Genomic DNA, 22,619 nt, shown 5'->3' on the forward strand with positions numbered 1-22,619 from the left:
CGCTCTACTCGGTCGGTGGCTCCGGCCCTACTTGACCAGCGGCTTGAGGGCCGCACCCACCGAGGCGACCACGCCGGGGCGGTGGCCGTTACGGATCAGGTTGATGGTGATGCCGCCGATACCGGCACCGAGCACCCGCTCCTGGATCTGATCGGCCACCTGCTCCGGCGTACCGATGAAGGCCCGGTTGCGGCGATCCTCCGGGATCGTCTCGCCGAGCTCCGCGGCCTCCTTCTCGTTCTCGCCGACCATGCCCATCACCAGGTAGCTGGTGGCCAGCGTGGCCGGGTCGCGGCCGATCTCCTCGCACCGCTCGCGCAGCACCGACACCTTGCGGGCCAGGTCGTCGATGTCGCAGATGATGTTCATGTGGTCGGCGAAGCGGGCCGCCAGCCGGAACGTCTTCTGCTCGCCCTGACCGCCCAGCATCACCGGGACGTGCGGGCGCAGCCGCGGGTTGTTCATCGCCGACCGGGCGGTGTACCACTTACCGTCCAGGCTGGCCGGCTCGCCCTTGAGCATCGGGGTGATGATCTTCAGCGCCTCCTCGAGGCGCTCGAACCGCTGCCCGAAGCTGCCGAACTCGAAGCCGTAGGCGTCGTGCTCCAGCTCGAACCAGCCGGCCCCGATGCCGAGGATCGCCCGGCCCTTGGAGACCACGTCCAGCGTGGTCACCGTCTTGGCCAGAAGAGCGGGATTGCGGTACGTGTTACCGGTGACCAGCGTCGACAGCTGGATCGTGGAGGTCGCCGACGCCAGCGCGCCCAGCGTCGTGTAGGCCTCCAGCATCGCGTTCTCCGCGGGGCCGATGCCCGGCAGTTGATAGAGGTGGTCCATCACGAGCACGGTGTCGAAACCGTTGGCCTCGGCCTCGCGGGCCTGCGCGGCGACCGTGTCGAACAGGTTCTCGACGCCGATGCCGGGGTAGGTGAAGTTCGGGATCTGGTACCCCAGCTTGATGACCGAATCGTGTTTCGGCTGGCCGGAAGGCCCTTCCGCCTCAGTTCGATCTTGTCGCTGGTTTTCGTTCAGGGACACCATGGGTGCACCGTACCCCCATCGAAAGGCCGGTAACGACTCTCACCGCCCTACCGCGATCGCCCTCGACACCGCCGACGAATACACCATGGGCGGACGAGGCGCGGTCGACGGCCCGTCGCGGCGGTGGTGCGCGAGACGGGGAGAAGTCCACGATGATGCATGCCCGGGGTGAACCGGTCTGCCGGATGATTCGAGCCTGCGTCCGTTCATCCGGCCGGCCCGGCCGCGCACGAGTACGGCATGCACTGCGTCAGTCAGCGACCTCCGGCGGCGGTCACGAATTCGGGACAGTGCGGGACCGGGTCCGCCGGAGGGACGATGTCGAAATCGCCGAGTACGCGCACCGAAGCCTCGGTGATCGCTCGGACACCGCGCTCCTCCTTGAATGCCTGGAGAGCGCTCAGGTACCGATCGGTGCCGAGGGGGTAGAGCACCAGCTGCACGCCGTCGATGTAGGCGCAGGCCCGGTCGTCACGGCCCCATCCCATGATGTGGTGGCCCCGATAGTGCGTGACGAAAGCGCCGGTGCGGTGGGACCCGGCTGTTGTCACGTCGGCCCGCGCGGCCGGGTGGGTTGCCGCACCGGCCGGAACGGCGGTACTCATCAGGCAGGCGGTGGTGGCCGCCGCGGCCAGCGTGACGATGACTCGCATGACTTCTCCTCATCCGTGCCGGGCCCCGCGCCTGCGCGGTGCTCTGCCCCATCGTGCCCGAAGCAAGTTACATCCGTCGATGCCTTGTTCGTGCCGACCCGGCATTCCGGCTCCGACACATTGATCGTGGCGAACGGTGCGGAACATTCCCCGGAACCGTCAGTGCGAGCGGCGAGGCACTTACTCCACTGTTCTCGGCATCGCAACAGCTACGGCGGTCGGTCATTGCACAGCACTGTCATGTAGTGACCATGTCGCGGCTTGGCTACCGTCGAATGGAACCGCCGTGGCCGACATCGGGAGCCACGAAACGGTGCCGTACCGCCTCCGTTAGAAAAGGACATTCATGGCCATCACAAGTCGTCGTGACGTCTTGCGCTACAGTGCGGCAGGGGTCGTGACCGCAGCGACCGCAGCAGTCGGCGTGCAAGGCGTGACCAGCGCTGATTCCGCGGCCGCGCCACAATCTGCCGCAGCCGACCCCCGCGACTTCGACGAAACCTACAAACGCAAGAAGATCAAGGGCAAGCACAACGCCGGCGGCAAGCACGAGTTGCAGATCAACAACAGGAAGCTCGCGTTGACGAGCATCAGCACGCTGTTCTTCCCGGAGGACGGGTCAGCCCCGCACGTGGGGGTCGGCTACATCAGCGCCGTCAACCATTACGACCCTGTGGAGATCGACGAGACGGCTAATCGCGACGGTCTCAAGAAGCTGGCCAAGAAGATTGTCGACATCCTGGGAGACGCCGAGTTGAGCGATGAGGCCGCGCAGGAGCACCGCCACTGATCCCCGCGCCGGCCCGCCCTCCTTCCATTCCACTCCCTCGCATGTGAAGGGTTTCATCAATGGCTGTCGTGCGCAAAAGTGTCGCCGCTATGACCACGGCGGAGAAGACGGCGTTCATCAACGCTCTCCGCCAATTCAAGACCACGTCCGTCAGTGGGCGTAGCTACAACGCGTACATCGATCTGCACATCACCTTCTTCGCGCGGACCTCCGACGGCATCAGTCACGCCCACCAGTCGGCGTCGTTCCTGCCGTGGCATCGCGCATTCCTGACCATGCTGGAACTGGACCTGCAGACCGTCAGCGGCAATCCCGACATCTTCATCCCGTACTGGGACTGGACCGGCGGCGCCAGCCCGTTCACCGCCGACTTCCTCGGGTCCATCACCAACGGCAGCGTTTCCAGCGGCAACTTCAGTCCCTCCTGGGGGTGGTCGATCTATCGCAGCAGCATCGCCACCAGCTTCCTGCAACGCCGGCTCGGCATGAACGCCTCCAGCCCGAGCGCCGCCACCGTGACCACGGTCCAGGGCGTGACGGTGTACGACCAGTCGCCATGGGACCCGACCGTGTTCAACAGCTACCGCAACCGCAACGAGATCGAGCTGCACAACCGGGTGCACAACTACGTCGGCGGCCACATGGGCACCCGTGAGGCACCCAACGACCCGGTCTTCTGGCTGCACCACTGCAACATCGACCGGCTGTGGTGGCAGTGGCAGGCGACTCGCGGCATCGACACCTACCAGCCGCGGACCGGCTTCACGTCGGGCGTCATCGACAACACCGAAACGATGCGCCCGTTCAGCACCGCGACAACGCCGTCGGCGGTGCGCGACATCAGCAACCTGGACTACAGCTACGCCTGAAGTCCGGCGTCGCGGCGACCCACACCTCTGCGGGGGAACTCCGGCCGCCGGCGGTGAGGACGGCTGCCGTACCGCGCCTTCAGGTCCTCAGCGTCGGCGGCTGCAACGGCCGGTCGGTGGTGTTGTCCCCTGGTCCAGGCGGTGACGTGCCTCGGGGGTCTGCTCGTCGCAGATCCGAGAGCGGCGCCGCGCCTGGCCTCACTCCGAATCGGCTTGCCCGGAGGCGCAGGCGTTGCGGTCGGCAACACGTTCCCGCCAGTGGGCCAGTGGTTTTGTTCGCGAGTTCGGGGCTCTGGCGCGAAAATGGTGAAGTCGGCCGCGCGGTTGAGCGCAAGGAGCGCCTATGGGCGTTCGCTCCGTAGCAGGGCCAGTTCCTGGCTTGGGAACGACATGTTTCGCCACGCCTGTTTGTAGCCGGTCTCGCCGTACTGATCGAGCACTGCTTGGGCCATGTTCGCCGCGGCTGTGAGGAAGGCGTGGACCGGAATCCGGGCAGCCCATCGGCGCTTCGCGCCGATCCAGGGGTCCTCCGCGTACTCGTCAGGCAGGAGAAGGATCTGGACGTAGACGTGTTCGGCAGCACCGGTGAAGACAAAGACATGGGCATGGGGCTCGTCGGACAGCCAGGCGAGCGAGGACCCGGATCCGAGGTGGAGATCGACTGCGGTCCGAAGGAGGTCCTGAAGCCCGTGGCCGGTGTAAGACGTGATCACTTGCAGCTCGTCGTCGTCAGCGATCCAGGTCAGCTTGGCCCAGCCGGAACCGACGATCTCCCAGCGCATGTCGAATGAGGTGACGTCCACGAGCAGTACTTATACCGGAACTGGATCCGGCCATCGCCAGGGCCGGCCTCTCGAGCGTGCGAGGTCCTGGCATGGGAATCATGACAGGAGTATTCGCTTCCTGAGCAGATCGAATCCGGCTCGGCCGTACATCTGTCGTTTGATCATCTTGATGCGGTTGACGTTGCCTTCGACGGGGCCGGAGCTGAAGGGCAGGCTCAGCCCGGCGCTGACCGCGGCGATGTCGGCGTTCAGGCCGGTGGCGAAGCGGCAGATTCCGGGCAGTCCGGCCGTCCGGGCCGTCGGGGCCCGCCTCGCGGTGGCCACCGCAACGGGGGCCGATTACGCACTCCGGCATCCACGCGCTGCGCCGTTTACGGCTAGATCAGGGGCATGAGCTGTGATGATGCAGGTTTCAAAGAGTTGCGGGAAAGGAGCGGGTCATGACTACGCAGGAGCCGATCTCGGACGAGGACGACGACGGCCAGCGAGTCGGCGAGTCGGCGGCGCCGCAGGCCACAGGGGAGTGGGGAAGCATCCTCGACGAGGATCTTCCGCCGGTCGTGCCGGACGCGGAGGTGGAGGTGCCGAAAGGTGTGATAACGACCCCTGAGTGAGTGCGGCGCTGTTGCATTGAGCGATCGTTGCTGTGATGCCGGCGGGCCGGGTGAACCGATTTAGCGCCGGCCACCGGTGCCAGTGGGCAATTGCGTCCTCGTCACGTTCGATCGCCCGGTGCACCGGCATCTGGGCGGTGTAGCCCTGCCGCTGCATCGCCTGCCACGCCATGGTCACGCTGACCCACAGACGGAACAGGGCCGCGATTGACCACCACCCTGTGGGACCAGTGCTCTTCAGCCGTCGCCGGGGTTGGCGAGCGCCGCGCCGACGAGGGCTGCCGCGAAGGCGCGTAGGTCGGCTCGGGACATCCGACGCCGAGCCGGACCGGTGAGCTGGTCGAGCACCACACCATCGATACAGCTGACGAACCAGACGGCGGTGGATGCCGGCTGGGCGCAGTTTTGAGCGTCGAGCATGGCGGCGATGGCAACCCTCAGCCTGTCTCCGGCGTCGACCAGTTCCGCCGCCAGCTCCGGGCGCCGGCGCGAGTGCAGCAGCAGTTCATAGCGGGCGAGATGGCGGTGGGCGTCAACGGTGATCCAGTGCCACATCAGGTCGGCGCCCATGTCCGCGAGCTGGTCGGCGGTCATCACACGCCCGGCGATGCCGGTAGCCGCGATCTCGAGCAGATCGATCTCGACCAGGCGCCGCACGCACGCGGTCACGAGGTCGTCGCGCTTGCGGAAGTAGTAGCTGGTCGACCCGGCAGGCAACCCGACCTCGACATCGACCGCCCGGTGCGTCAGGCCACGGAGCCCTTCTCGCGCGATCAACCGCAGTCCCGCGTCGGCGATCGCTGACAGTCGCTCAGTTGACATGGCGTCACTCTACAAGAGTAGAGTTGACTCTACTGATGTAGAGTCTCATGGCGGGAGGGCGACCCGATGACTGTTCAAGACAAGGTGCGTCGCGAGAGGATGGCGGCGCGCGTCGGCGGGTGGGCCTTCGCGCTGACCGGGGCCGGCCACCTCACCCTTGCGAGCCTCATGCCGGCCACGGATGACATGCTTGCCGTCGAGCGTCAGATGGAGCAGGCACGCTTCCCGATGACGCCGAGCCACAGCGTCGCCGATCTGATGCAGGGCTTCAGCCTCGTGATGGCCGTCCTGCTGGTGGCCTGCGGCATTTCGGTCTTGCTCATGACGCGCCATGGCCGGGCCCCGGAGCGGGCACAGGTCGCTCTCATGCTGGCGCTGTCGCTTGCTCTTCTGGGCATCGCGCTGCTGCTGCTGCCTGCTCCTCCGATTGTCCTCATGACGGTTGCGTGCGCAGCGTTCGCAGTGGCGCTGCACGCATCGCTTCGTACGGTCACGCCAGCGAGCACGGCGAGTTCTTCCGATGCCAGCCCGACGGCGGCAGGACGCTAGATCAACCGGGCTGGCCGCCACGGGGTGTGTTTTGGCTGTTGGGGAGGCACTCGGTCGGTCGGTTTGTGTTGTTCTGACTCCTGCACCTGTCGACGCATTGATCAGGTTCGGGTGAGGGAAGAGTGCCAACGCTGCGTGCCGTGCCCATGCGGCTGCCATCGGATCTTGAGCCGTAGCGAAGCCCACATTCACGGCGGGGCAAGAAGGCAGCATCGGACAGTGTTGCTGTCAATAGCCGACAGAGAAGTGCCGTTCTTCCGCCGGTTGTTCCAGTTCGTCGAGCACGGCGACGGCGAGGTCCTCCGCCGAGACGCGTGACGTACCGTCCGGTGCCACTACCAGAGACGTGCCGCCGCGCCGGTAGTGGCCGGTCCGGACGCCGGGCTCGAAGAGGGCTGCCGGGCTGACGTAGGCCCAGTCGGCGGTATGCGGGCGGCAGGCGGCCAGTTGCGCAATGCTCGCGGCGGCGATGGTGCGCCAGGCCGGCGGTACATATTCGGGAGTGTCGAATACCAGTCCGCCGCCGGGCGCCAGCAGCGGCGCGGACCCGCCGATGAACAAGATCCGTGTCTTTGCCGCGGCGGAGGCGTCAAGCAAGGCGGTGGTGACTGCGGTGACGGTGTGTTCCGCGCCAGGCGCAGGCCGGGTGGCGCCTACGACCGCGTCGGCGTCGGCGAACACCTTGGTCATGAGTTCGACGTCGGTGGCGTCACCGCGTACGTCGGTGACCTCGAGAGGCAGGGTGTCCGGGCGGGGACCGGGCAGGACGGCGGTGACGTGGTGTCCTCGACGGCGGGCCTCGGCGACGATGCGTGATCCGGCCATCCCGGCGGCACCGACAACAGTGATCTTCAACGGTTGATCCTTTCCAAGGAGGGTTGGGGGTTCATATTGCGAGGGGTGAGCTGGGCCGCGACGATCGCTGCGAGAGCCAGGGCGAAGCCGAGCAGTTGTACCGGACGCAGCAACTGGCCGAGCAGCACCGCGCCCAGCAACGCGGCCACCATCGGCGACAGCAGGCCCAGTACGGCGACGGAGGTGACCGGCAGCGTGGTGATGCCGCGGAACCACAGGATGTAGGCGATCAGGCCGCCCGGCAGTCCCAGCCACAGATGGCCGAGCGCGGCAGGTCCGTCGATCGCGGGCGGGGCGCCCTCGAATATCCAGGTCAGCGGCAGCAGAAACAGCCCGCCTGCGGTGAGTTGCCAGCCCGCGTACGCCGTCGGGCCGACCCCGGCCGGGCGGCCCCAGCGCTTGGTGAGGATCACGCCGAGCGCCATCGCGCTCGTCCCGGCGAGACCGGCCGCGATACCGATCGGGTCGAAGCCCGCGGCCGGTCCGATCACCACCAAGCCGACACCGGCCATGCCCACGATCCCCCAGGCGAAGTGCCACGCCGACGGGCTCTGTCGCAGCACCGCCACCGCCAGGACCGCCACCAGCAGCGGCTGCGCGGCGCCCAAGGTCGCGGCCACACCACCGGGAAGCCGTTCGGCGCTGACGAACAGCAGGGGCAGGAACACTCCGATGTTGAGGAGCCCCAGCATGGCGGCCTTCAGCCACCAGTTTCCCCGCGGCGGCGTACGGGTGAGAGCGATCGCGATCAGCCCGGCCGGCAACGACCGTACGAGCGCGGCGAACAGCGGATGGCCCGGCGGCAGCAGTTCGGTGGTTACGACGTACGTCGTTCCCCACACCAGGGGTGCGAGGGCGGTCACCGAGGTAACCAGGATCTTCATGCGTTCAGCCTCGCCGCACGGCAGCGATGAGTCCAACACATCGTTGTCACGCCAGCCATCGTGAATCACGATGAATCAATGGAACTTCAGCAGATGCGGTACGTGGTCGCCGTCGCGCAGACGAACAGCTTCACGCGGGCCGCCGAACGGTGCCTCGTCGTGCAGTCCGCCCTCAGCCACCAGATCGCCCGCTTGGAACGCGAACTTGGCACCCGGCTTTTCGAACGCACCAGCCGACGGGTCCGGCTGACCCTCGCGGGCCAGGCCTTTCTGCCGGTGGCGCAGCAATGCCTTGACGCTGCCGAGCGTGCCGTCGCCGAGGTCGCCGCCGCCGTCGGCGAGGTCCGGGGGCGGCTCACCGTCGGCCTGATCCCCACTGTCGCGGCGGTCGACATCCCATCCGCGCTACACGCCTTCCACCAGAAGCACCCGCAGGTCCGAATCGGCCTACGCGTCGGCAGTAGCGAGCAGCTCATCGAACAGGTCAAGGCCGGTGCGATCGACCTCGCCTTCCTCGGCCTGCCCGTGACCATCCGACCCGAAGGAGTCGCCAGCAGACAGCTGGCCGAAGACCGGCTGGTCGCCGTGGTGGCCCCCGATCACCCCCTCGCCGCGGAAACCGAGATCGAATTGGCCCGGCTGGCTACGGAAGCATTCGTGGACCTCCCCGCGGGAACAGCCGGACGAGCCCAGTCCGATCTCGCTTTCGCCGCCGCAGGAGTGCACCGGCAGGTCGCATTCGAAGTCACCACCGTCGACATCCTGATGCTCCGACTGATCCGGCAGAACCTCGCCGTCGCCCTGCTCGCCTCGATGTACACCCCACACCTGACCGGCGTGGTCACCGTTGACGTCCGCGACGCTCCCACCCGAATCGAGCACCTGGTCTGGAACCGCTCCTCTCTCGCCCCGGCAGCGAGAGCATTTCTCACCGAACTGGCTCTCTCCGTCGACGACGCGGGGCCTCAACCGCTGTTCACGCCAGGCCCGTGATGCGGCCAGGCTCGCCAACGTCTCATCGACACCATCGAGAGCTCCGGCCGCCTGACTCCTGGTGTCTCACGAGACCCCGGGATTCTGGAGACGACGGCTGGCGCGCCGCGGCAGCGCTGGAGGCCGGTCCGAGGAGAAGTTCGGGATCTGGTACCCCAGCTTGATGACCGAATCGTGTGCCGATCGGTCCTGTTGCTGGTTCTCGTTCGAGGACACCATGATTCACCGTACCTCCGTCGAGATGGATCAAGCGGGCTCTGGAAGTTCTGCGCCCGGTTGCGCGCAGGAACCCGGTCGCCGGCAGTCCCCGGCGAGCGGCGCGAGTGCGGACCGGCCACGGCCGGCCGCCTCGACCAGGGCGACGGCCGCGGCCGGGCTGATGCCCCGATGGAAGACACCGGACGGCAGGCACACCAGATTGGCGGCGAAGCGGCACCCGCCGACGTGGGTGGTCTCCCACGTGTGCCGCCCGGCGACGGCGGCCACGGCCCGCGCGACGGCCCGGCCCTGCCCGCCGCAGACCGGGCTGCGCACCTCGTTGGTGCACACCAGATACATCGGCTCGGCGACCGGCGTGGCCAGCCCGGACGGCCGCCCGGCGGCGACCGCCTCGGCGACGGCGGCGAACCGGTCGGCGACCCGGACCGCCGGCAGCTGTTCGAGCAGCTGCCGGCCACCGGCCGCCGACGAGACGAAACAGCGTTCGCGACCCGGCCGGGGCGACCGCCGATACTGCCGGATGAGATTGATCCGGAAGCCCAGCGCGGCCGCCGCCGCCCGGACGTCGGCGGGCAGTCCCGGAATGTCGGCGCCGGCCGAGAACCCCCACGGACCGGGATGTTCGATCAGCAGCCAGCCGCGGATCGGCGGTACCTCGACCCGGGTGGGCGGTGATGATGTCATCGCGGCCGCCCGTTCAGCGCCGGGCTTCGGCGCGGGGCCGGACGGCGGTGGCCGCGGAGACCGCACCGGAGCGGGACAGCAGGCGCAGCAACGGCGCGGCCATCGCCGTGGTCACCAGCGCCATGATCACGAGTACGGTGAACAGCCTGGTGTCGATGACGCCCAGTTGCAGGCCGACGCTCAGGATGACGATCTCGGTCAGCCCGCGGGTGTTCATCAGGACGCCGATCGACAGGGCGGCCGGCCAGCGTTCGCGTACCAGCCGGGCGCCCAGGGTGGCGCCACCCAGTTTGCCGGCGATCGCCACGGCCGTGGCCAGCGCCACCACCCCTGCCGACTGCCAGGAGTCGAGCTGGTCGAGGTGCGTCGACATGCCGACGACCACGAAGAACATCGGCAGCGCGAAGTCGTCGACGACGCCGGTCAGGCGTACCCGGACCTGTTCCTGCCACTCCGGCCGGCGCGGCATCACCAGCCCGGCCAGGAAGGCGCCGAAGATCGCGTGGATGCCGATGACCTCGGTTGCCCAGGCACTCAGGAACGCCACCACGAGCGTCACCCAGAACGGTAGATGCGGCACCCGGGCCAGCAGCGGCCGGACCACCTTCACCATGAACAGCACGAACACGACCGTGCCGGCGATGTGGCCGGCGACCTCCGCCGGCCCGGCGGCACCGGCCGCCGCGACCACGACGGCGAGCAGGCACCAGGCGATGACGTCGTTGATCGCCGCGCACGCGATCGTGATCGCGCCGACCCGGGTGTGGTACAGCCCCGTCTCCTGGAGGATCCGCACCAGCACCGGGAACGCCGTGATCGAGACTGCGGCGCCGATGAACAGGCAGAAGGCGGTCTGGTCGTGCCCGTTGCCGAACTGCGGGTAGAGCAGAAGGCCCAGCCCCAGGCCGAGTCCGAACGGGACGGTCACCGACGCCAGGCTGATCACCGCGGACCGGCGGCCCTCCCCGCGCAGCAGCCGGCTGTCCAGTTCCATGCCGACCAGCAGCATGAACAGGACCAGGCCGAACTGGGCGAGCACCTGGAATCCGGCGATCACCCCGGGCGGGAACAGCAGCTCCCGGGCCGACGGCCAGACCAGTCCCAGGACGCTCGGCCCGAGCAGGATGCCGGCGACGATCTCGCCGATCACCCGTGGCTGGCCGAGCCGGGCCACCAGCCAGCCGGCCAGGCGTACCACGACGATGACCAGCCCGGCGGCAAGCAGCACCTGCGCGGTGCTCATGAGAGCCCCGCCGGGACGGGCGCCTGCCGCAGCCACTGCGCCACCGGGGAGGGGCCGGGCTCCGGCGCCGCGGCCCATGCCCGTGTGGCCCAGCCGACGAGGTCACACGTGGCGAGCAGTTCGGTCACCACCGGGCAGCGGCGCGACCCGTCGGTGTCCCGCGGCGCGGGGGTCCTGCCGGTGCGGCGCCGGACACCGGCCACCAGATCGTCGACGTCCAGCACGGCGGTTGCCGGCCGGACGTGGCCGGTGGCGTCGGCGAGGCGGGCCAGCAGGGCCCATCCGGTGCCGTCGCGCCGCTGTGCCGCCCGGCCGTAGGTGGCGGCGAGCAGCAGCCGCCCGGCCACGCGGGGGTCGCGCTCGGCGCGTTCCTCGGGGAACAGCCAGCCCGCTTTCGGCTCGCCGGACAGGTCGGTCCACCACAGCGCCACCGACGGTGTGCCGGTCTCGTCCGGGCCTGTGGCGCACAGCACAAGTCGGTCACGGGCGCCGGGCAGGAGCGGCGCCGCCAGGACGGTGCCGACCGGGGACTCCCTTTTCACCGATTCGGCCCGGCCAGGCTCGGAAAGGCTTGGCACAACGGACATCTCGCCTCCACAATGTGGTTCCGGGGAAGTGCCGGCAGTGGCGGCACGAAATCACCGTGGAAACTGTGCGCCACGACGTCCTCGGATGGTCCTCAGCGAGTCCTCGGACCAATTATTCAGGCTTGGGAAATCTATTCCGAATGATTATCCGCTACACGAGCTGGAGCGAATATGCGTGAACCAGCTCATTCATCCGGTATCGTCCCGGCCCGGTGGCCAGGAGCATGTGGGAGTCGACGAGACCCTCCAGCAGCCGTGCGGTGTGGTGCACCGGGAGGCCGGCCAGCGCGGCGGCCCGGTCGGCGTCGATGTCATGGGCGGCGATGCTGCTCAGCAGCCGGAACAGCCGCTGATGCTCGGGGTCGAGCCGGTTGAAGGACATGTCGAAGGCCTCGGCCAGGCCCGTGCTGTCCGTGCTCAGCTCGGCGAGCCGGGACCGGCCGTCGGCCAGCCGCGAGGCCAGGTAGGACACACTCCAGGCGCTGCGGTGGCGCAGTCGTACCGCGGCGCTGCGGATGGCCAGCGGCAACTGCCCGCAGTGCCGCAGGATCTCGTCCACGGCCGCCGACTCGGCCTGCGGCCGGCCGTCGCCGACCACACTGCCGAACAGGTCCCGGCCGGCCGCGATGCTGAACTCCGACAGCGACAGTTGAAAGGTCGAGTGCAGGCTGGACAGCCGCCGTCGGCTGGTCACCACGGTGAGGCAGCCCGGCGCGTGCGGCAGCAGCGGCGCTACGTGGGCGGCGGCCGCCGCATCGTCGAGGATGATCAGGACCCGCCTGCCGGCCAGCCGGTGGTGCCACGTCGCGCGCCGGCCCTCCAGATCCGCGGGCATCGACCCGGCCGGCAGGCCCGCCGCGCGCAGGAGCAGCGCGAGCGCGGCCGACGCGTCGAGCCGGGGGCCGGCGAGGCCGTGGGCGCGCAGATCCACGTAGAGCTGGCCGTCCGGATAGGCGTGCGCCAGTTGACGTCCCAGATGCAGCGCGAACGCGGTCTTGCCGACCCCGGCCATGCCGTCGACGGCCACCACCGCCGGGGTGGCGCCGGGCCCGTCGGCATGCCCGCGCAGCGCCCGCCGGACCAGCTCCTGCTCGCTGTCGCGACCGGTCAGGGGCGCGGCGTCGCCGGGCAGGTTGTTCCAGGGCAGCTCACTGTCTCCGACGGCGTCGGGCCGGGTGCCGGCGAGGATGCGCAGGTGCAGGTCGCGCAGTGCGGGTTCGGGGTCCACGCCGAGCTCGTCGCGCAGCCGGCGCCGGGTGTCGTCGAAGACCTTGAGCGCCTGGGCCCGCGATCCGGAGCGGCACAGCGCCGTCATCAACTGGGCCACGAACCGTTCCCGGAAGGGGTGCTCGGCGACCGCGGCGGTCAGCTCGCCGATCAGTGAGGCGTGCATCCCGAGTTCCAGCTCCAGCTCGACGCGCTGTTCCAGGGCGGCCAGCCGCAGTTCCTCGATGCCGGCCAGTTGTGAGCGCAGCGCGGGGTTGGTCAGCCCCGCCAGCGGGCGGCCGCGCCACAGGGACAGGGCGGACCGCAGCGCCTCGGCCTTGTCGGCCGGGTCGCTCTTGAACGCGGCCAGCTCGGCACGGCGGGTGAACTCGTCCAGGTCGAGGGCCGACCCGGCGCGGTCGAGGCGGTATCCGTCGCCGCTGGCCAGGATGGACACGCCGGTGTGTGCCAGCGCGTGCCGTAGGTCGGAGACGGCGTTGCGGATCTGCTTGGTCGCCGTGGACGGGGCCGGGCCGTCCCACACCGCGTCGATCAGACGCGGCAGTGCCACCGGCTTCCCGCCGGCCAGCAACAGTATCGCCAGCACGGTCTGCTGTTTGGCACCCCGGATTCGCACCGGGGTGCCGTGCGCCTGGCATTTGAGTGGTCCGAGCAGATGAAAACTGATTTTCGACATCGGTTACCCCCGTAGCTGCGAATGGTCACCGGCGGTCTGCGCGACAGCGTCGTCGACAATTTCCGAAAATGGTCGGCGCGGCAAAGCGGCCGGCGCCGCAGCGGCTACGTTAGGTCAGCCCATCGGCCGCCGTCAACGCAATCCGTCACATTCCAGAGTGTTGTCGACACGGAGAGTGACAAAATCGCGTGCAAGTTGCAGGTCGGCGGCGCGCTGGAGTTCACCGTCTGTGCGACAAGCCGGCCCCTCGATCCGGTTTTCACAGGCTTCTGTCTCAACATCTGAGAAGTGCTTCAGGATGGCGTGCCGGTGCGCGGCGAGCGGATCAGCAGCACCGCCGCGGCCTCGTCGGCACCCAGTGCCTCGTAGACGTGCGCGGTGTCGGCCCGCCAGGAATGGTGCTCGCCGGGGTGCAGGAGCACCGGCGCCGTGGCCGGGCCGACGCGCAGGACGCCGCGGGTGACGGTGAGATGCTCGGTCACCCCCGGCGCGTGGGCCGGGGAGTGCTGGAGCACGCCCGGGCGCACCAGGATGGTCAGCAGCTCGAACGTCACCTGCGGCTCGTGGAACACCTCGATCAGGCTGGGAGTGACCGCCGACCCGTGCACGTCGGCCATCTGGGTGGGCGGGGCGCCCGGCTCCAGCACCAGCGCCGTGATCGGCACGCCGAGGACGCCGGCCACCGCGTGCAGAGTCTCCAGAGTGGCGTTGCGGGTGCCGTGCTCCAGGCCGGACAGGGTCGCCTTGCCGATGCCGGCGGCCCGGGCCAGCGCCGACAGTGAGGTGCCCTGGGCCATGCGCAACCGCCGTACACGCTGTCCGACCGCCAGTCCGGCCTCGCTTGTCTGGTCCGCGCTCACCCGGCTAGTCTGGCATTCGTCGATCGTTCCGTTTACGGAACGGTTGATCTGAGGGACAACGGTTGATCTGGGGACGATGTTCCGGCGGAGAGGCGACGTGATGGGCAAGCCACGATGGGACACGGCCCAGCCGGCGCTGGCCGGCCTGGTCAGTGCGGTGGTCGGCTACGCCAGCTCGTTCGCCGTCGTGCTGGCCGGGTTGCAGGCCGTCGGCGCGAGTGCCGGCCAGGCGGCGTCCGGGCTGCTCGTGCTCTGCACCGGCATCGCGGTGCTGGCCATCGGCCTGAGCCTGCGCCACCGGATGCCGATCAGCATCGCCTGGTCCACTCCCGGCGCCGCGCTCCTGGTCGCCACCGGCACCGTCCCGGGCGGCTTCCCGGCCGCCGTCGGCGCCTTCCTGATCTGCGGTGTCCTCATCGTGCTCGCCGGGCTGCTGCCCTGGCTGGCCCGTGCGATCGACGCCATTCCCCGCCCGATCGCCGGCGCGATGCTCGCCGGGGTGATCCTCAGCCTGTGCACCGCACCCGTGCGCGCCGTCATCGACGTGCCCGCACTGGCCATCCCGGTGGTGCTCACCTGGGCGCTGCTGATGCGCTTCGCACGGCAGTGGGCGGTGCCCGGCGCGCTGGCGGCCGCGATCGTGGCGATCGCCGTCCGCGGCGTCGACGGTGGGCTGTCCCAGGCGTCGCTGCGCCCGGACCTGGTGTTCACCATGCCCGAGTTCAATCTGTCCGCCCTGATCAGCCTGGCGGTGCCGCTGTTCCTGGTCACCATGGCGGCGCAGAACGTGCCCGGCATGGCCGTCATGGCGACGTACGGATACGTGGTCCCCCTGCGTACCGTGCTGGTGACCAGCGGCGCGGCCACCGTGGTGGCCGCCCCGTTCGGCGGGCACGCGCTGAACCTGGCGGCGATCACCGCCGCCCTCACCGCCGGCCCGGACACCCATCCCGACCCGGGCCGCCGCTGGACGGCCACCGTGGCCCTGGGTCTGGGCCAGCTCACCCTCGGCCTCGGCGCCGGCCTCGCCACCGCCCTGGTGCTGCTCTCGCCGCCGGTCCTGGTCATCGCCGTCGCCGGGCTGGCGCTGATCCCGGCGCTCGGCTCGTCGCTGGCCAGTGCCGTGACCGAGCCCGACGGCCGGGAGGCCGCCGTGGTCACCTTCGTGGTGACCGCCTCCGGCATGACGATCCTCGGCGTCGGATCGGCCTTCTGGGGCCTGGTGGCCGGAGCCTTGACCGCCCTGGTGCTGTATCGCCGCCCCGCCCAGGCGCGACAGCCCGCCGCCGGCACCGCCACGACCGCCGAGCCGGTCGTGGCGGTGTCGCGCAGCGATTCCTGACCCGCTTCCGGCACGGTCATCCCTCGAAGATCATTTCACGCATCAGCTCACTGGCCCCGGCGGCGATCGTCCCGGCCATCGCATCGCGGTAGAGCCGGGCCGCCGCCGAGTCCTCCCGGTATCCCCGCGCCCCGTGAAACTGCACGCACGTCTGCGCGGCGCTGACGGCCAGCTCGGTGGCCTGCAACTTCAGCACCGACGCGGTCCGGACGTCCAGTTCACCCCGGCTGTGTGATCGGGCGGCGTGATACCCGTACTGCCGGACCAGGTCCAGCTGGGCGCGAAGGTCGGCGATGCGATGGCGCACACTCTGGTTGGCGCTCAACGGCGCGTCCTTGATCTGGTGCGAGCGGGCGAACCGGTCGACGAGATCGACGCAGTGCATCACCCCGCCGACCGCGAGCAGCCCGGCGACCATCCGTTCCATGTTCAGCGCCTGCATCAGGTAGAGCAGGGTGCGCTCCGGCCGGCCGATCAGCCGGTTCCCGGCCACCGGGACATCGGTGAGACCGATCCGGCACACGTCGGCCGCGTGCCAGCCGATCATCGGCTCCGGTTCCCGGGTCACCCCGGGCAGGCCGGCGTCGACCAGCAACAGCGCCGCACCGGTCAGGCCGCTGCCGGCGACCGGTTCACCGATCCGGGCCAGCACCACGAACAGGCCCGCCCGGGACCCGTTCGCGACGTGACGTTTGACGCCGGTGACCCGGTAGCCGCCGGTGCCGTCCGGGGTGGCGACGGTGCTCAGCCGGCGCAGGTCCGAGCCGGCCGCGTCCTCACTGATGGCCAGCGCCGCAACCGTCGTGCCGGCCAGCATGCCCGGCCGGTACGCCGCCCGCTGCTCCGGCGAACCGAACATCTCCAGATAGGAGGCCGCCATGTAGGCGTGCACCCCGACGGCCGCGCGGATCCCGGCGTAGCCGGTGTTCCCGAGTTCCTCCAGCAGCACCGCGCTGTCGAGGAAACCGGGGCCGGTGTGCGGATGGCTGAACAGCCCGGCGCGGCCCATGTCCCGCCAGCCAGTGGCGCTGATGTGCCGTTGTCGTTCCCACTGCCCGGCGTACGGCAGCACGTCGCGCGCCAGCACCTCCCGGATCCGCGCCCGGACGTCCACGGCGGTCGGGGCGCTCACCGCGACTGCGCCCCGGCCGTGGCGAGCAGCGCCCGCCGGTCCACCTTGCCGGTCGGCGACAGGGGCAGCTCCGCACAGAACCGGATCTGGCCGGGCACCATGTAGCCGGGCAGCAGCTCGCTCAGATAGTCGCGCAGCCCGGCCGGCGTGCACTGCGGCCCCTCGGCCACGACGAACGCCGCCAGCGACTTCTCACCCGCCGCGGTCTCCACCACCGTCACGTAGTTCTGCCGCACGTCACGGTGCCGGCCCAGGTGGTAGGAGATCTCACCCAGTTCGATCCGGTAGCCGTTGATCTTCACCTGGTCGTCGACCCGGCCGTGGAACATCAGCACACCGTCCTCGCGCAGCGCACCCCGGTCCCCGGTCCGGTACAACCGCTCGGGTACGCCGTCGACGTCACGGACGATGAACCGGTCCCGGTTGAGTTCCGGCGCCGCCAGATATCCCGGCGACAGTCCCGGCCCGGCGAGCAGGATCTCCCCGGCCCGGCCCGGGGCACACAGTTCGTCACCGTCGACCACGTACACCCGGGTGTTCTGAATGGGCAGCCCGATGGGCAGCGACTCCTCCCCGGGGCCGAGTGCGTCGACCGGGTGGAACGTCGCGAAGGTCGTGCACTCGGTCGGGCCGTAGACGCTGACCAGCCGGCCGGGGCCGTACCGGGCCAGGGCCGCGCCGATGTGCCGCAGCGAGTGGGCCTCCCCGCCGGTCAGGACGGTACGCACACTGTCCAGCGTGTCCGGCGCCTCGTCGAGGATCGTGTTGAACAGCGCGGTGGTCAGGAACACCACCGTCACGCCGTGCCCGGCCAGCACCGTGCGCAGCTCCGAGCAGCGCAGACGCTCCGACGGGTAGAGCACGCAGACCCCGCCGTGCAGCAGCGGCCCCCAGATCTCGAACGTCGCCGCGTCGAACGTCACCGGTGCCATGTGCAGCACCACCGCCCCGGAGTCGAGGTCGGCGTACCGGGCCCCGAACACCAGCCGGGTGACGCCCCGGTGCGCGATCGGCACACCCTTGGGACGGCCGGTCGACCCGGAGGTGAAGTTGACGTAGGCCAGGGCGCCGGGATCGATCCCGATCCCGGGGTCGGGGGCGTCGTCGCCGGGCGCCGTAGCGACCGCGACGACTTTCGCCGGGGGGAACCGGCCGGTCAGCTCCTCGACCCGATCGGTCAGCAGCACGCCGACCCCGGCCTGCTCGAACAGGCCGGTCAACCGCCCGTCCGGCCAGGACGCCTCGAACGGAACGTAGTGGGCGCCGCACTTGAGCACCGCCAGCAGTGCCACGACCAGGTCGGTCGACCGGCGCACACACACTCCGACCGGGTCGCCGGGCCGGGTCCCGTGCGCGGCCAGCCGGGCGGCCACCACGTTGGCCGCCCGGTCGAGCTCGCGATAGGTCAGGCGGTCCCGCCCGTGCACCACCGCCGTGGACTCCGGCGACCGGGCCACCTGCCGGGCGAACAGAGCCGGCACGCTCTGGTCCGCCGGGTACGGCGCCGTCGTCCGGTTGATCCGCCGATGCGCCTCGCGTGCCGCGTCGCCGGCGTGCAACCTATCCATCGTCTTCCTCCAACCGGGTGTTGATGATGTGCACGAGCTCCGGGCCGTGGCTCGTCATGAAGAAATGCCCGCCGGCCAGTTCGACGACCTCGCCGCGGCCACGGCTGAACCGGGGCCAGTGGCGCATCTCGCGGTGGCTGTCGATCGGGTCGTCGCGCCCGTAGACGGCCGTGATCGGGGCGAGCACCCCGCCGGGATGCCAGTCCTGCCACATCTCGGCGAGCCGGATCTCGCCGCGGATCGTCGGCAGCAGCATCGCCATCAGCAGGTCGTTGCGCAGCACCTCGGCCGGGCTGCCGCCCATCTGCTCCAGCGCGGCCCGGAAGTCCGCATCCGTCCGGGTGTGCAGCAGCGGCGTCTGCTGCGGGACGTCCGGGCTGCGGCAACCCCCGACGAACAATCGCCGGGTACGGTCCGGAAAGCGCGTCTCGGCCAGGTGGGTCAGCTCGTACGCCAGCCGGCCGCCGAAACTGTGACCGTAGAAGGCGTGCGGCTCCCGGAGGTAGGGCTCCAGCGCGGCGAACGTGTCGTCCAGCAGCGGCTTCCAGTCCTCGTACAACGGATGCCGCAGCCGCGCGCCGCGCCCCGGCAACTGGACCGCGAGCAGCTCCACGTCCGGGGCCAGGCCGGATGACCAGGCCCGGAACGCTTCGGGACTGCCCCCGGCGTACGGAATGCAGATCAGCCGTACGCGCGGGGACGTCTCCGCCCCGCGTAGCCGCAGGACCCACCTGTCCGTGACGGTCACGCGATCACGCCCGGGATTCGCCCGGTGTTCCGGTGACGGTCGCGTTGCGGCCGATCGACGCCGCGATGCCGTGCATGCTGCTCTGGGTGAACAGGTCGTCGGGCGGCAGCGCGCCGTCGCCGTACCGCTCCTCGGCCTTGGCGATCAGTTTGATCGCGGTCAGCGAGGTGCCGCCGGTCTCGAAGAAGTCGTCGTCGGGCCCGGTGGCCCGTAGGCCGAGGTCCCGGCACGTGCCGAGCAGCCATTCCTGGATCGCTGCCAGATCGGGCCTGGTCACCTGGTCGGTCATCGCTGCGCCTCCCCGTCACGCGTCGGGAACCGGAAGCCGTTGACGGTCCGGTCGACGAACCGGTTGTGCTGGTAGGTGTCGGTGCCGGAGACCAGCACGTTGCCGAACTTCTCCAGGCTCGCTCCGCCGCCGAACTCCTCCAGCGAGTCCGAGTACGGGTACACCCGTACCGACGTCGGCAGGTAGCGGGCCGCGAACCCGAGCCGCATCTGGTCGGTGAGGCCGGCGTGCGGGTGCGACGCGTGCATCAGCGTCGACCAGAAGATGATGAACTGTCCCTGCCGCATCACCTGCGACACGGCCTTCGACTCGTCCGGGCTCCAGTTCGGGTCCTTCTGCAGCTGGCGGTAGTCGTAGCCGAAGAATCCGCGGCGTACGCCGTCCTTCTCCACCTGGTTGACCGAGTCGGCGTCGTAGGTCATCGTCTTCGACTCGTCGTAGTTCATCGTCTTGTGCGAGCCGGGAATGAACTGCAGGCAGCCCATGTCCTCGGTGGCCGGGGTGAACGCCGTCCACACGGTGATGGTGCCGCCGAAGTCGGCGTCCTCGGGCCAGACGATCTGCGGGTGCTTGGAACCGGCGACGTTGGAGAAGTTGTCGGCCTGGTGCCAGTCGGTGCCCTCGTCGCCCGGGTACTTCGGGAAGAACTCGGTGCGCCAGCACAGGGTGTCCGGACCGAGGATGCTGGACACCCGGTCGACGATCTCCGGCCGGGTGATGTGCTCGGCCAGGAAGTCGACGTCGAGGTGCCGGTCGTAGTTGGCCAGGTTGGTGACACCCGAGACCGCCTTGCCACCGCTGTAGATGGCGGACCTGGTGTCGATCAGCTTGGGACGCAGGGCCTGGAGGTCACGCTGCATCTCGTCCGCGTCGTACAGGTCGAACGGGCCGATGTAGCCCTGCTTGTGGAACAACTCCAGTTCGCTGCTCGTGAGGGAGAACCGGGTCTGCTGTTGCTGCGTCGTCACGTCACTACCGCCTCATGGTCGATGTCCGTCGGAAAGCCGGCCGAGAAGGAACAGCGAGGTGGGCCGGAGGGGCGCGGGTACGCCGCGGCGTGCGGCGGCCGGTGTCAGGCATGGCGACTCGCGAACTCGCGGTAGCGGGCGCCCAGTTCGGCGGCGTGGTCGGCGGCCTCGGACAGCTTCATCGTGCGGCAGTGGTAGCCGAGCATCCGTTGCATGATCGCCATCTCCGGCTCGGCGAACGTCACCGTCCCGGTGGTGGCGTCGATGTGCTCGATGCCGTCGGCCAGCAGCCCCGCCTCGTTGACACCGATCGCCTCCGCCACCGTCACACCGGCCGGAAGGTCCAGCTCGACGCCGCGCGCGCCGACCCGGACCGGATAACCACCGGGCAGGCCGCCGGGCGCGGGGGCGTGCACCAGCCGTCCGGTGTCACCGGCGACGGCCGCCAGCACACTCATCGCCGACGAGGCGGTCAGCAACTGGCCCTCCACCCCGCCGAGCCGTTTCAGCTGGCCGGTGAGCATCGCGAACAGCTCGTCGGCCTCGACCGCCACCGGACGGTCCCCGTCGACGGTCGTCGCCGAGAGCCGGTAGGTGTCCGGCCGGCCCGTCCCGAAACGGGGCACGAAGTGGCTGAAGTAGTGCTGCGCCACGAGCCGGACCCGCACGTCGGCCGGCGACAGCCCGGCCTGCGCCGCGGCCGCGAAGGTCAGCGCCGGGACGATGTTGGCGACGTTGCCGATGCCGAGGTCGGGCGCCAGGCCGACGGCCTTCAGCACCGGGCCGACGGCGTCCGGGAAGGCCGCGTTCACCGTCGTCGCGGTGATCCCGGACTCGCGGACCGCCTGCATCAGCAGGTGGTTCAGCGTCAGGTGCATGGGCAGCCAGGGACCCAGCTGCGCCTCGTCGAGTGCGGCGAAGACGTCGGCCGGCAATCCGGTGATCACCCGCCAGGACTGCAGGGAGGCGCCCATGAAGATGATGTCGGGCCGGATCGACGCCAGCGTCGCGGCGGTCCGGGCCACGTCGGTCAGGTCCACCTCGGCCGTGTCGACACCGGCCACCACACCCAGGTTGGCGGCGGTGAACCGGGCCAGGTTGGCGCGCAGGCGCAGCGCGGCGGCGTCCCGGCCGGCGAGCACCACACGGGACGTCCGCTCGCCGGCCAGCAGCATGGTCAGCAGCCGGGCCGACAGGTCGCCGTTGCCGATGACCATGATCAGGGGCTGGTCTGCCGGGTTCTTGTCAGTCACGGGCTCTGCCTTCCGGTCGGCGCGTCTCCGGCCCGGCGGGCGCGAAGATGTCGTGCAGGTGACGGTCGCCCCGGTCCGGCAGCACAGCGGCCACCCGTACCGGGCGGGGGAGCAGCGGCAGGATCCGGTCCAGGGCCGCGACCACGGCACCGGAGGCCGGGCCGGCCAGGATCGCCTCGGTCTGCAGCAGCCGGCGGCAACCGGCGATCGTCTGCGCCTCGGTGACGTGCACGACCCGGTCGATCTCGGCCGGCTCCAGCAGTTCCGGCCGGGGACCGCAGCCCGCCGTACGCCACCGGTTGACTCCCGGCGGGCCGCCGAACAGCGTCGAGCCGACCATGTCCACCGCGACCACGGCCAGCGACGGGAACTCCGCGCGCAGCCGGCGGGCCGCTCCGATGAGGGTGCCGCCGGTGCGTACCGCGGCGACCAGCACGTCGAGCCGGCCGCCGACCGCGTCGGCGATCTCCCGCGCCGTGGTCCGGAAGTGGGCGTCCGCGTTGAGCGCGTTCGCCGTCTGATTGATCCACCGGCTGCGCGGATCGGCGCGCAGGATCTCCTGCACCCGTTCGACGCGGCGGCGGGCGGTCACCGCCGGATCGTCGCCGGCCGCGACCGTGTCCACCGTGGCGCCCAGCAGCCGCATGATCGCCACGTCGGCGGCCGGGACGGTGGTGTCCACCACGGCCGTCAGCGGCAGCCCGCAGATCCGGGCCACCATCGCCAGGCCGGCGCCGGTATCCCCGCAGACACTCTCCACCAGATGGGTGTCCGCGGTGAACACCCCGTCACGCAGGCCCTGCTCGATGATGTGCCGCGCGGCCCGGTCCGTGCCGTTGCCGCTCGGATTGAGCGCCTCCAGTTTGGCGATCACCTCGACGCCGGGGCCGGGGAACAGGCGGGCGAGCCGAACCAGGGGAGTAGCGCCGACGCAGTCGACGACCGAATCGCGGATCATGACGTCTCTC

24 protein-coding genes and 2 pseudogenes are annotated in these 22,619 nt (G+C 70.0%); 6 read left to right on the top strand and 20 right to left on the bottom strand.

All coding sequences use genetic code 11. The annotated features are described in order from the left end of the window. Positions 1–27: 27 nt before the first annotated feature. Positions 28–1,041, bottom strand: a complete 1,014-nt coding sequence (locus BC793_RS17510) for an LLM class F420-dependent oxidoreductase (RefSeq protein ID WP_109593613.1) — start codon at positions 1,039–1,041, stop codon at positions 28–30. 254 nt (positions 1,042–1,295) lie between these two features. Further along, positions 1,296–1,694: a tyrosinase family oxidase copper chaperone gene (locus BC793_RS17515; RefSeq protein ID WP_109593614.1), complete on the bottom strand. Its 399-nt coding sequence runs from the start codon at positions 1,692–1,694 to the stop codon at positions 1,296–1,298. A gap of 346 nt (positions 1,695–2,040) precedes the next feature. Here BC793_RS17515 and BC793_RS17520 point away from each other — a divergent pair, with 346 nt between their 5' ends. After that, entirely contained in the window at positions 2,041–2,484 is a 444-nt protein-coding gene (locus BC793_RS17520; RefSeq protein ID WP_109593615.1) for a tyrosinase family oxidase copper chaperone, read from the top strand. 89 nt (positions 2,485–2,573) lie between these two features. Next, entirely contained in the window at positions 2,574–3,353 is a 780-nt protein-coding gene (locus tag BC793_RS17525) for a tyrosinase family protein (RefSeq protein ID WP_239170088.1), read from the top strand. Positions 3,354–3,694: 341 nt separating this feature from the next. Here BC793_RS17525 and BC793_RS17530 read toward each other — a convergent pair whose 3' ends face one another. Together BC793_RS17530 and BC793_RS17535 are read right to left on the bottom strand one after the other, a co-directional pair. After that, positions 3,695–4,156, bottom strand: coding sequence for a hypothetical protein (locus BC793_RS17530; RefSeq protein ID WP_109593617.1), 462 nt, complete (start codon positions 4,154–4,156; stop codon positions 3,695–3,697). 78 nt (positions 4,157–4,234) lie between these two features. Beyond that, positions 4,235–4,432: pseudogene (locus BC793_RS17535) on the bottom strand (transposase); the annotation flags it as partial. A gap of 146 nt (positions 4,433–4,578) precedes the next feature. Here BC793_RS17535 and BC793_RS51325 point away from each other — a divergent pair. Further along, positions 4,579–4,752 (top strand): hypothetical protein, encoded by a 174-nt coding sequence (locus BC793_RS51325; RefSeq protein WP_239170103.1) that lies wholly within the window; start codon positions 4,579–4,581, stop codon positions 4,750–4,752. A gap of 88 nt (positions 4,753–4,840) precedes the next feature. Here the strand turns inward: BC793_RS51325 and BC793_RS52275 are convergent. Both BC793_RS52275 and BC793_RS17545 read right to left on the bottom strand, forming a co-directional pair. Then, positions 4,841–4,993: pseudogene (locus tag BC793_RS52275) on the bottom strand (winged helix-turn-helix domain-containing protein); the annotation flags it as partial. Then, complete coding sequence (locus tag BC793_RS17545; protein ID WP_109593618.1) at positions 4,990–5,574, bottom strand: TetR/AcrR family transcriptional regulator; 585 nt, start codon at positions 5,572–5,574, stop codon at positions 4,990–4,992. The pseudogene BC793_RS52275 and the gene BC793_RS17545, both read right to left, overlap by 4 nt. Before the next feature lie 66 nt (positions 5,575–5,640). Here BC793_RS17545 and BC793_RS17550 point away from each other — a divergent pair, with 66 nt between their 5' ends. Next, positions 5,641–6,123 carry an LIC_13387 family protein gene (locus tag BC793_RS17550; RefSeq protein ID WP_109593619.1) on the top strand — a complete coding sequence of 161 codons (483 nt, stop codon included), beginning with the start codon at positions 5,641–5,643 and terminating at the stop codon, positions 6,121–6,123. 228 nt (positions 6,124–6,351) lie between these two features. Here the strand turns inward: BC793_RS17550 and BC793_RS17555 are convergent, their stop codons facing one another. Continuing rightward, positions 6,352–6,978, bottom strand: a complete 627-nt coding sequence (locus tag BC793_RS17555) for an NAD(P)-dependent oxidoreductase (RefSeq protein ID WP_109593620.1) — start codon at positions 6,976–6,978, stop codon at positions 6,352–6,354. Then, positions 6,975–7,862 (bottom strand): EamA family transporter, encoded by an 888-nt coding sequence (locus tag BC793_RS17560; protein ID WP_203896269.1) that lies wholly within the window; start codon positions 7,860–7,862, stop codon positions 6,975–6,977. Before BC793_RS17560 ends, BC793_RS17555 begins: the two co-directional genes overlap by 4 nt. Before the next feature lie 78 nt (positions 7,863–7,940). Between BC793_RS17560 and BC793_RS17565 the strand changes: the two genes are divergently transcribed. Beyond that, a complete protein-coding gene (locus BC793_RS17565) occupies positions 7,941–8,855 on the top strand; it encodes a LysR family transcriptional regulator (protein WP_109593621.1) in 915 nt (304 codons plus the stop codon). Positions 8,856–9,101: 246 nt separating this feature from the next. Here BC793_RS17565 and BC793_RS17570 read toward each other — a convergent pair whose 3' ends face one another. The 5 genes from BC793_RS17570 to BC793_RS17590 form a co-directional block, all read right to left on the bottom strand. Next, entirely contained in the window at positions 9,102–9,758 is a 657-nt protein-coding gene (locus tag BC793_RS17570) for a thioredoxin domain-containing protein (protein ID WP_146246322.1), read from the bottom strand. Positions 9,759–9,771: 13 nt separating this feature from the next. Then, on the bottom strand, positions 9,772–11,001 hold the full coding sequence (locus tag BC793_RS17575; protein ID WP_158319290.1) for a cation:proton antiporter: 1,230 nt from the start codon (positions 10,999–11,001) through the stop codon (positions 9,772–9,774). After that, the gene (locus tag BC793_RS17580; protein WP_109593624.1) at positions 10,998–11,543 is read right to left on the bottom strand and encodes a DUF6218 family protein; all 546 of its coding nucleotides are present in this window, start codon (positions 11,541–11,543) and stop codon (positions 10,998–11,000) included. The genes BC793_RS17575 and BC793_RS17580 overlap by 4 nt, the downstream gene beginning before the upstream one ends. Positions 11,544–11,739: 196 nt before the next feature. Then, the gene (locus tag BC793_RS17585; RefSeq protein ID WP_109593625.1) at positions 11,740–13,491 is read right to left on the bottom strand and encodes an AfsR/SARP family transcriptional regulator; all 1,752 of its coding nucleotides are present in this window, start codon (positions 13,489–13,491) and stop codon (positions 11,740–11,742) included. A 293-nt stretch (positions 13,492–13,784) separates the two neighbouring features. Then, a complete protein-coding gene (locus tag BC793_RS17590) occupies positions 13,785–14,351 on the bottom strand; it encodes a helix-turn-helix domain-containing protein (protein ID WP_239170087.1) in 567 nt (188 codons plus the stop codon). A gap of 100 nt (positions 14,352–14,451) precedes the next feature. Between BC793_RS17590 and BC793_RS17595 the strand changes: the two genes are divergently transcribed. Then, positions 14,452–15,693 carry a benzoate/H(+) symporter BenE family transporter gene (locus tag BC793_RS17595; protein WP_109593626.1) on the top strand — a complete coding sequence of 414 codons (1,242 nt, stop codon included), beginning with the start codon at positions 14,452–14,454 and terminating at the stop codon, positions 15,691–15,693. A gap of 16 nt (positions 15,694–15,709) precedes the next feature. On the opposite strand, the gene BC793_RS17600 is transcribed toward BC793_RS17595, so the two are convergent. The 7 genes from BC793_RS17600 to BC793_RS17630 form a co-directional block, all read right to left on the bottom strand. Beyond that, positions 15,710–16,825, bottom strand: coding sequence for an acyl-CoA dehydrogenase family protein (locus tag BC793_RS17600; RefSeq protein ID WP_109593627.1), 1,116 nt, complete (start codon positions 16,823–16,825; stop codon positions 15,710–15,712). Next, the gene (locus tag BC793_RS17605; protein ID WP_109593628.1) at positions 16,822–18,393 is read right to left on the bottom strand and encodes an amino acid adenylation domain-containing protein; all 1,572 of its coding nucleotides are present in this window, start codon (positions 18,391–18,393) and stop codon (positions 16,822–16,824) included. Before BC793_RS17605 ends, BC793_RS17600 begins: the two co-directional genes overlap by 4 nt. Beyond that, the gene (locus BC793_RS17610) at positions 18,386–19,141 is read right to left on the bottom strand and encodes a thioesterase II family protein (protein ID WP_109593629.1); all 756 of its coding nucleotides are present in this window, start codon (positions 19,139–19,141) and stop codon (positions 18,386–18,388) included. The genes BC793_RS17605 and BC793_RS17610 overlap by 8 nt, the downstream gene beginning before the upstream one ends. A 4-nt stretch (positions 19,142–19,145) precedes the next feature. After that, a complete protein-coding gene (locus BC793_RS17615) occupies positions 19,146–19,430 on the bottom strand; it encodes an acyl carrier protein (RefSeq protein WP_109593630.1) in 285 nt (94 codons plus the stop codon). Next, the gene (locus tag BC793_RS17620; RefSeq protein WP_109593631.1) at positions 19,427–20,398 is read right to left on the bottom strand and encodes a chlorinating enzyme; all 972 of its coding nucleotides are present in this window, start codon (positions 20,396–20,398) and stop codon (positions 19,427–19,429) included. Before BC793_RS17620 ends, BC793_RS17615 begins: the two co-directional genes overlap by 4 nt. 104 nt (positions 20,399–20,502) lie before the next feature. Continuing rightward, positions 20,503–21,651, bottom strand: a complete 1,149-nt coding sequence (locus BC793_RS17625; RefSeq protein ID WP_109593632.1) for a hypothetical protein — start codon at positions 21,649–21,651, stop codon at positions 20,503–20,505. Next, a complete protein-coding gene (locus BC793_RS17630; protein ID WP_109593633.1) occupies positions 21,644–22,609 on the bottom strand; it encodes a pyridoxal-phosphate dependent enzyme in 966 nt (321 codons plus the stop codon). Before BC793_RS17630 ends, BC793_RS17625 begins: the two co-directional genes overlap by 8 nt. Positions 22,610–22,619: the final 10 nt, after the last annotated feature.

It is taken from the genome of Actinoplanes xinjiangensis, from assembly GCF_003148685.1.
Classification (GTDB): Bacteria; Actinomycetota; Actinomycetes; order Mycobacteriales; family Micromonosporaceae; genus Actinoplanes; species Actinoplanes xinjiangensis.

Coding starts and splice junctions, on each gene's coding strand:
- BC793_RS17510 (WP_109593613.1), bottom strand. CDS start 1,041: ATGGTGTCCCTGAACGAAAACCAGCGACAAGATCGAACTGAGGCGGAA.
- BC793_RS17515 (WP_109593614.1), bottom strand. CDS start 1,694: ATGCGAGTCATCGTCACGCTGGCCGCGGCGGCCACCACCGCCTGCCTG.
- BC793_RS17520 (WP_109593615.1), top strand. CDS start 2,041: ATGGCCATCACAAGTCGTCGTGACGTCTTGCGCTACAGTGCGGCAGGG.
- BC793_RS17525 (WP_239170088.1), top strand. CDS start 2,574: ATGACCACGGCGGAGAAGACGGCGTTCATCAACGCTCTCCGCCAATTC.
- BC793_RS51325 (WP_239170103.1), top strand. CDS start 4,579: ATGACTACGCAGGAGCCGATCTCGGACGAGGACGACGACGGCCAGCGA.
- BC793_RS17545 (WP_109593618.1), bottom strand. CDS start 5,574: ATGTCAACTGAGCGACTGTCAGCGATCGCCGACGCGGGACTGCGGTTG.
- BC793_RS17550 (WP_109593619.1), top strand. CDS start 5,641: ATGACTGTTCAAGACAAGGTGCGTCGCGAGAGGATGGCGGCGCGCGTC.
- BC793_RS17560 (WP_203896269.1), bottom strand. CDS start 7,862: ATGAAGATCCTGGTTACCTCGGTGACCGCCCTCGCACCCCTGGTGTGG.
- BC793_RS17565 (WP_109593621.1), top strand. CDS start 7,941: ATGGAACTTCAGCAGATGCGGTACGTGGTCGCCGTCGCGCAGACGAAC.
- BC793_RS17570 (WP_146246322.1), bottom strand. CDS start 9,758: ATGACATCATCACCGCCCACCCGGGTCGAGGTACCGCCGATCCGCGGC.
- BC793_RS17575 (WP_158319290.1), bottom strand. CDS start 11,001: ATGAGCACCGCGCAGGTGCTGCTTGCCGCCGGGCTGGTCATCGTCGTG.
- BC793_RS17585 (WP_109593625.1), bottom strand. CDS start 13,491: ATGTCGAAAATCAGTTTTCATCTGCTCGGACCACTCAAATGCCAGGCG.
- BC793_RS17595 (WP_109593626.1), top strand. CDS start 14,452: ATGGGCAAGCCACGATGGGACACGGCCCAGCCGGCGCTGGCCGGCCTG.
- BC793_RS17605 (WP_109593628.1), bottom strand. CDS start 18,393: ATGGATAGGTTGCACGCCGGCGACGCGGCACGCGAGGCGCATCGGCGG.
- BC793_RS17615 (WP_109593630.1), bottom strand. CDS start 19,430: ATGACCGACCAGGTGACCAGGCCCGATCTGGCAGCGATCCAGGAATGG.
- BC793_RS17630 (WP_109593633.1), bottom strand. CDS start 22,609: ATGATCCGCGATTCGGTCGTCGACTGCGTCGGCGCTACTCCCCTGGTT.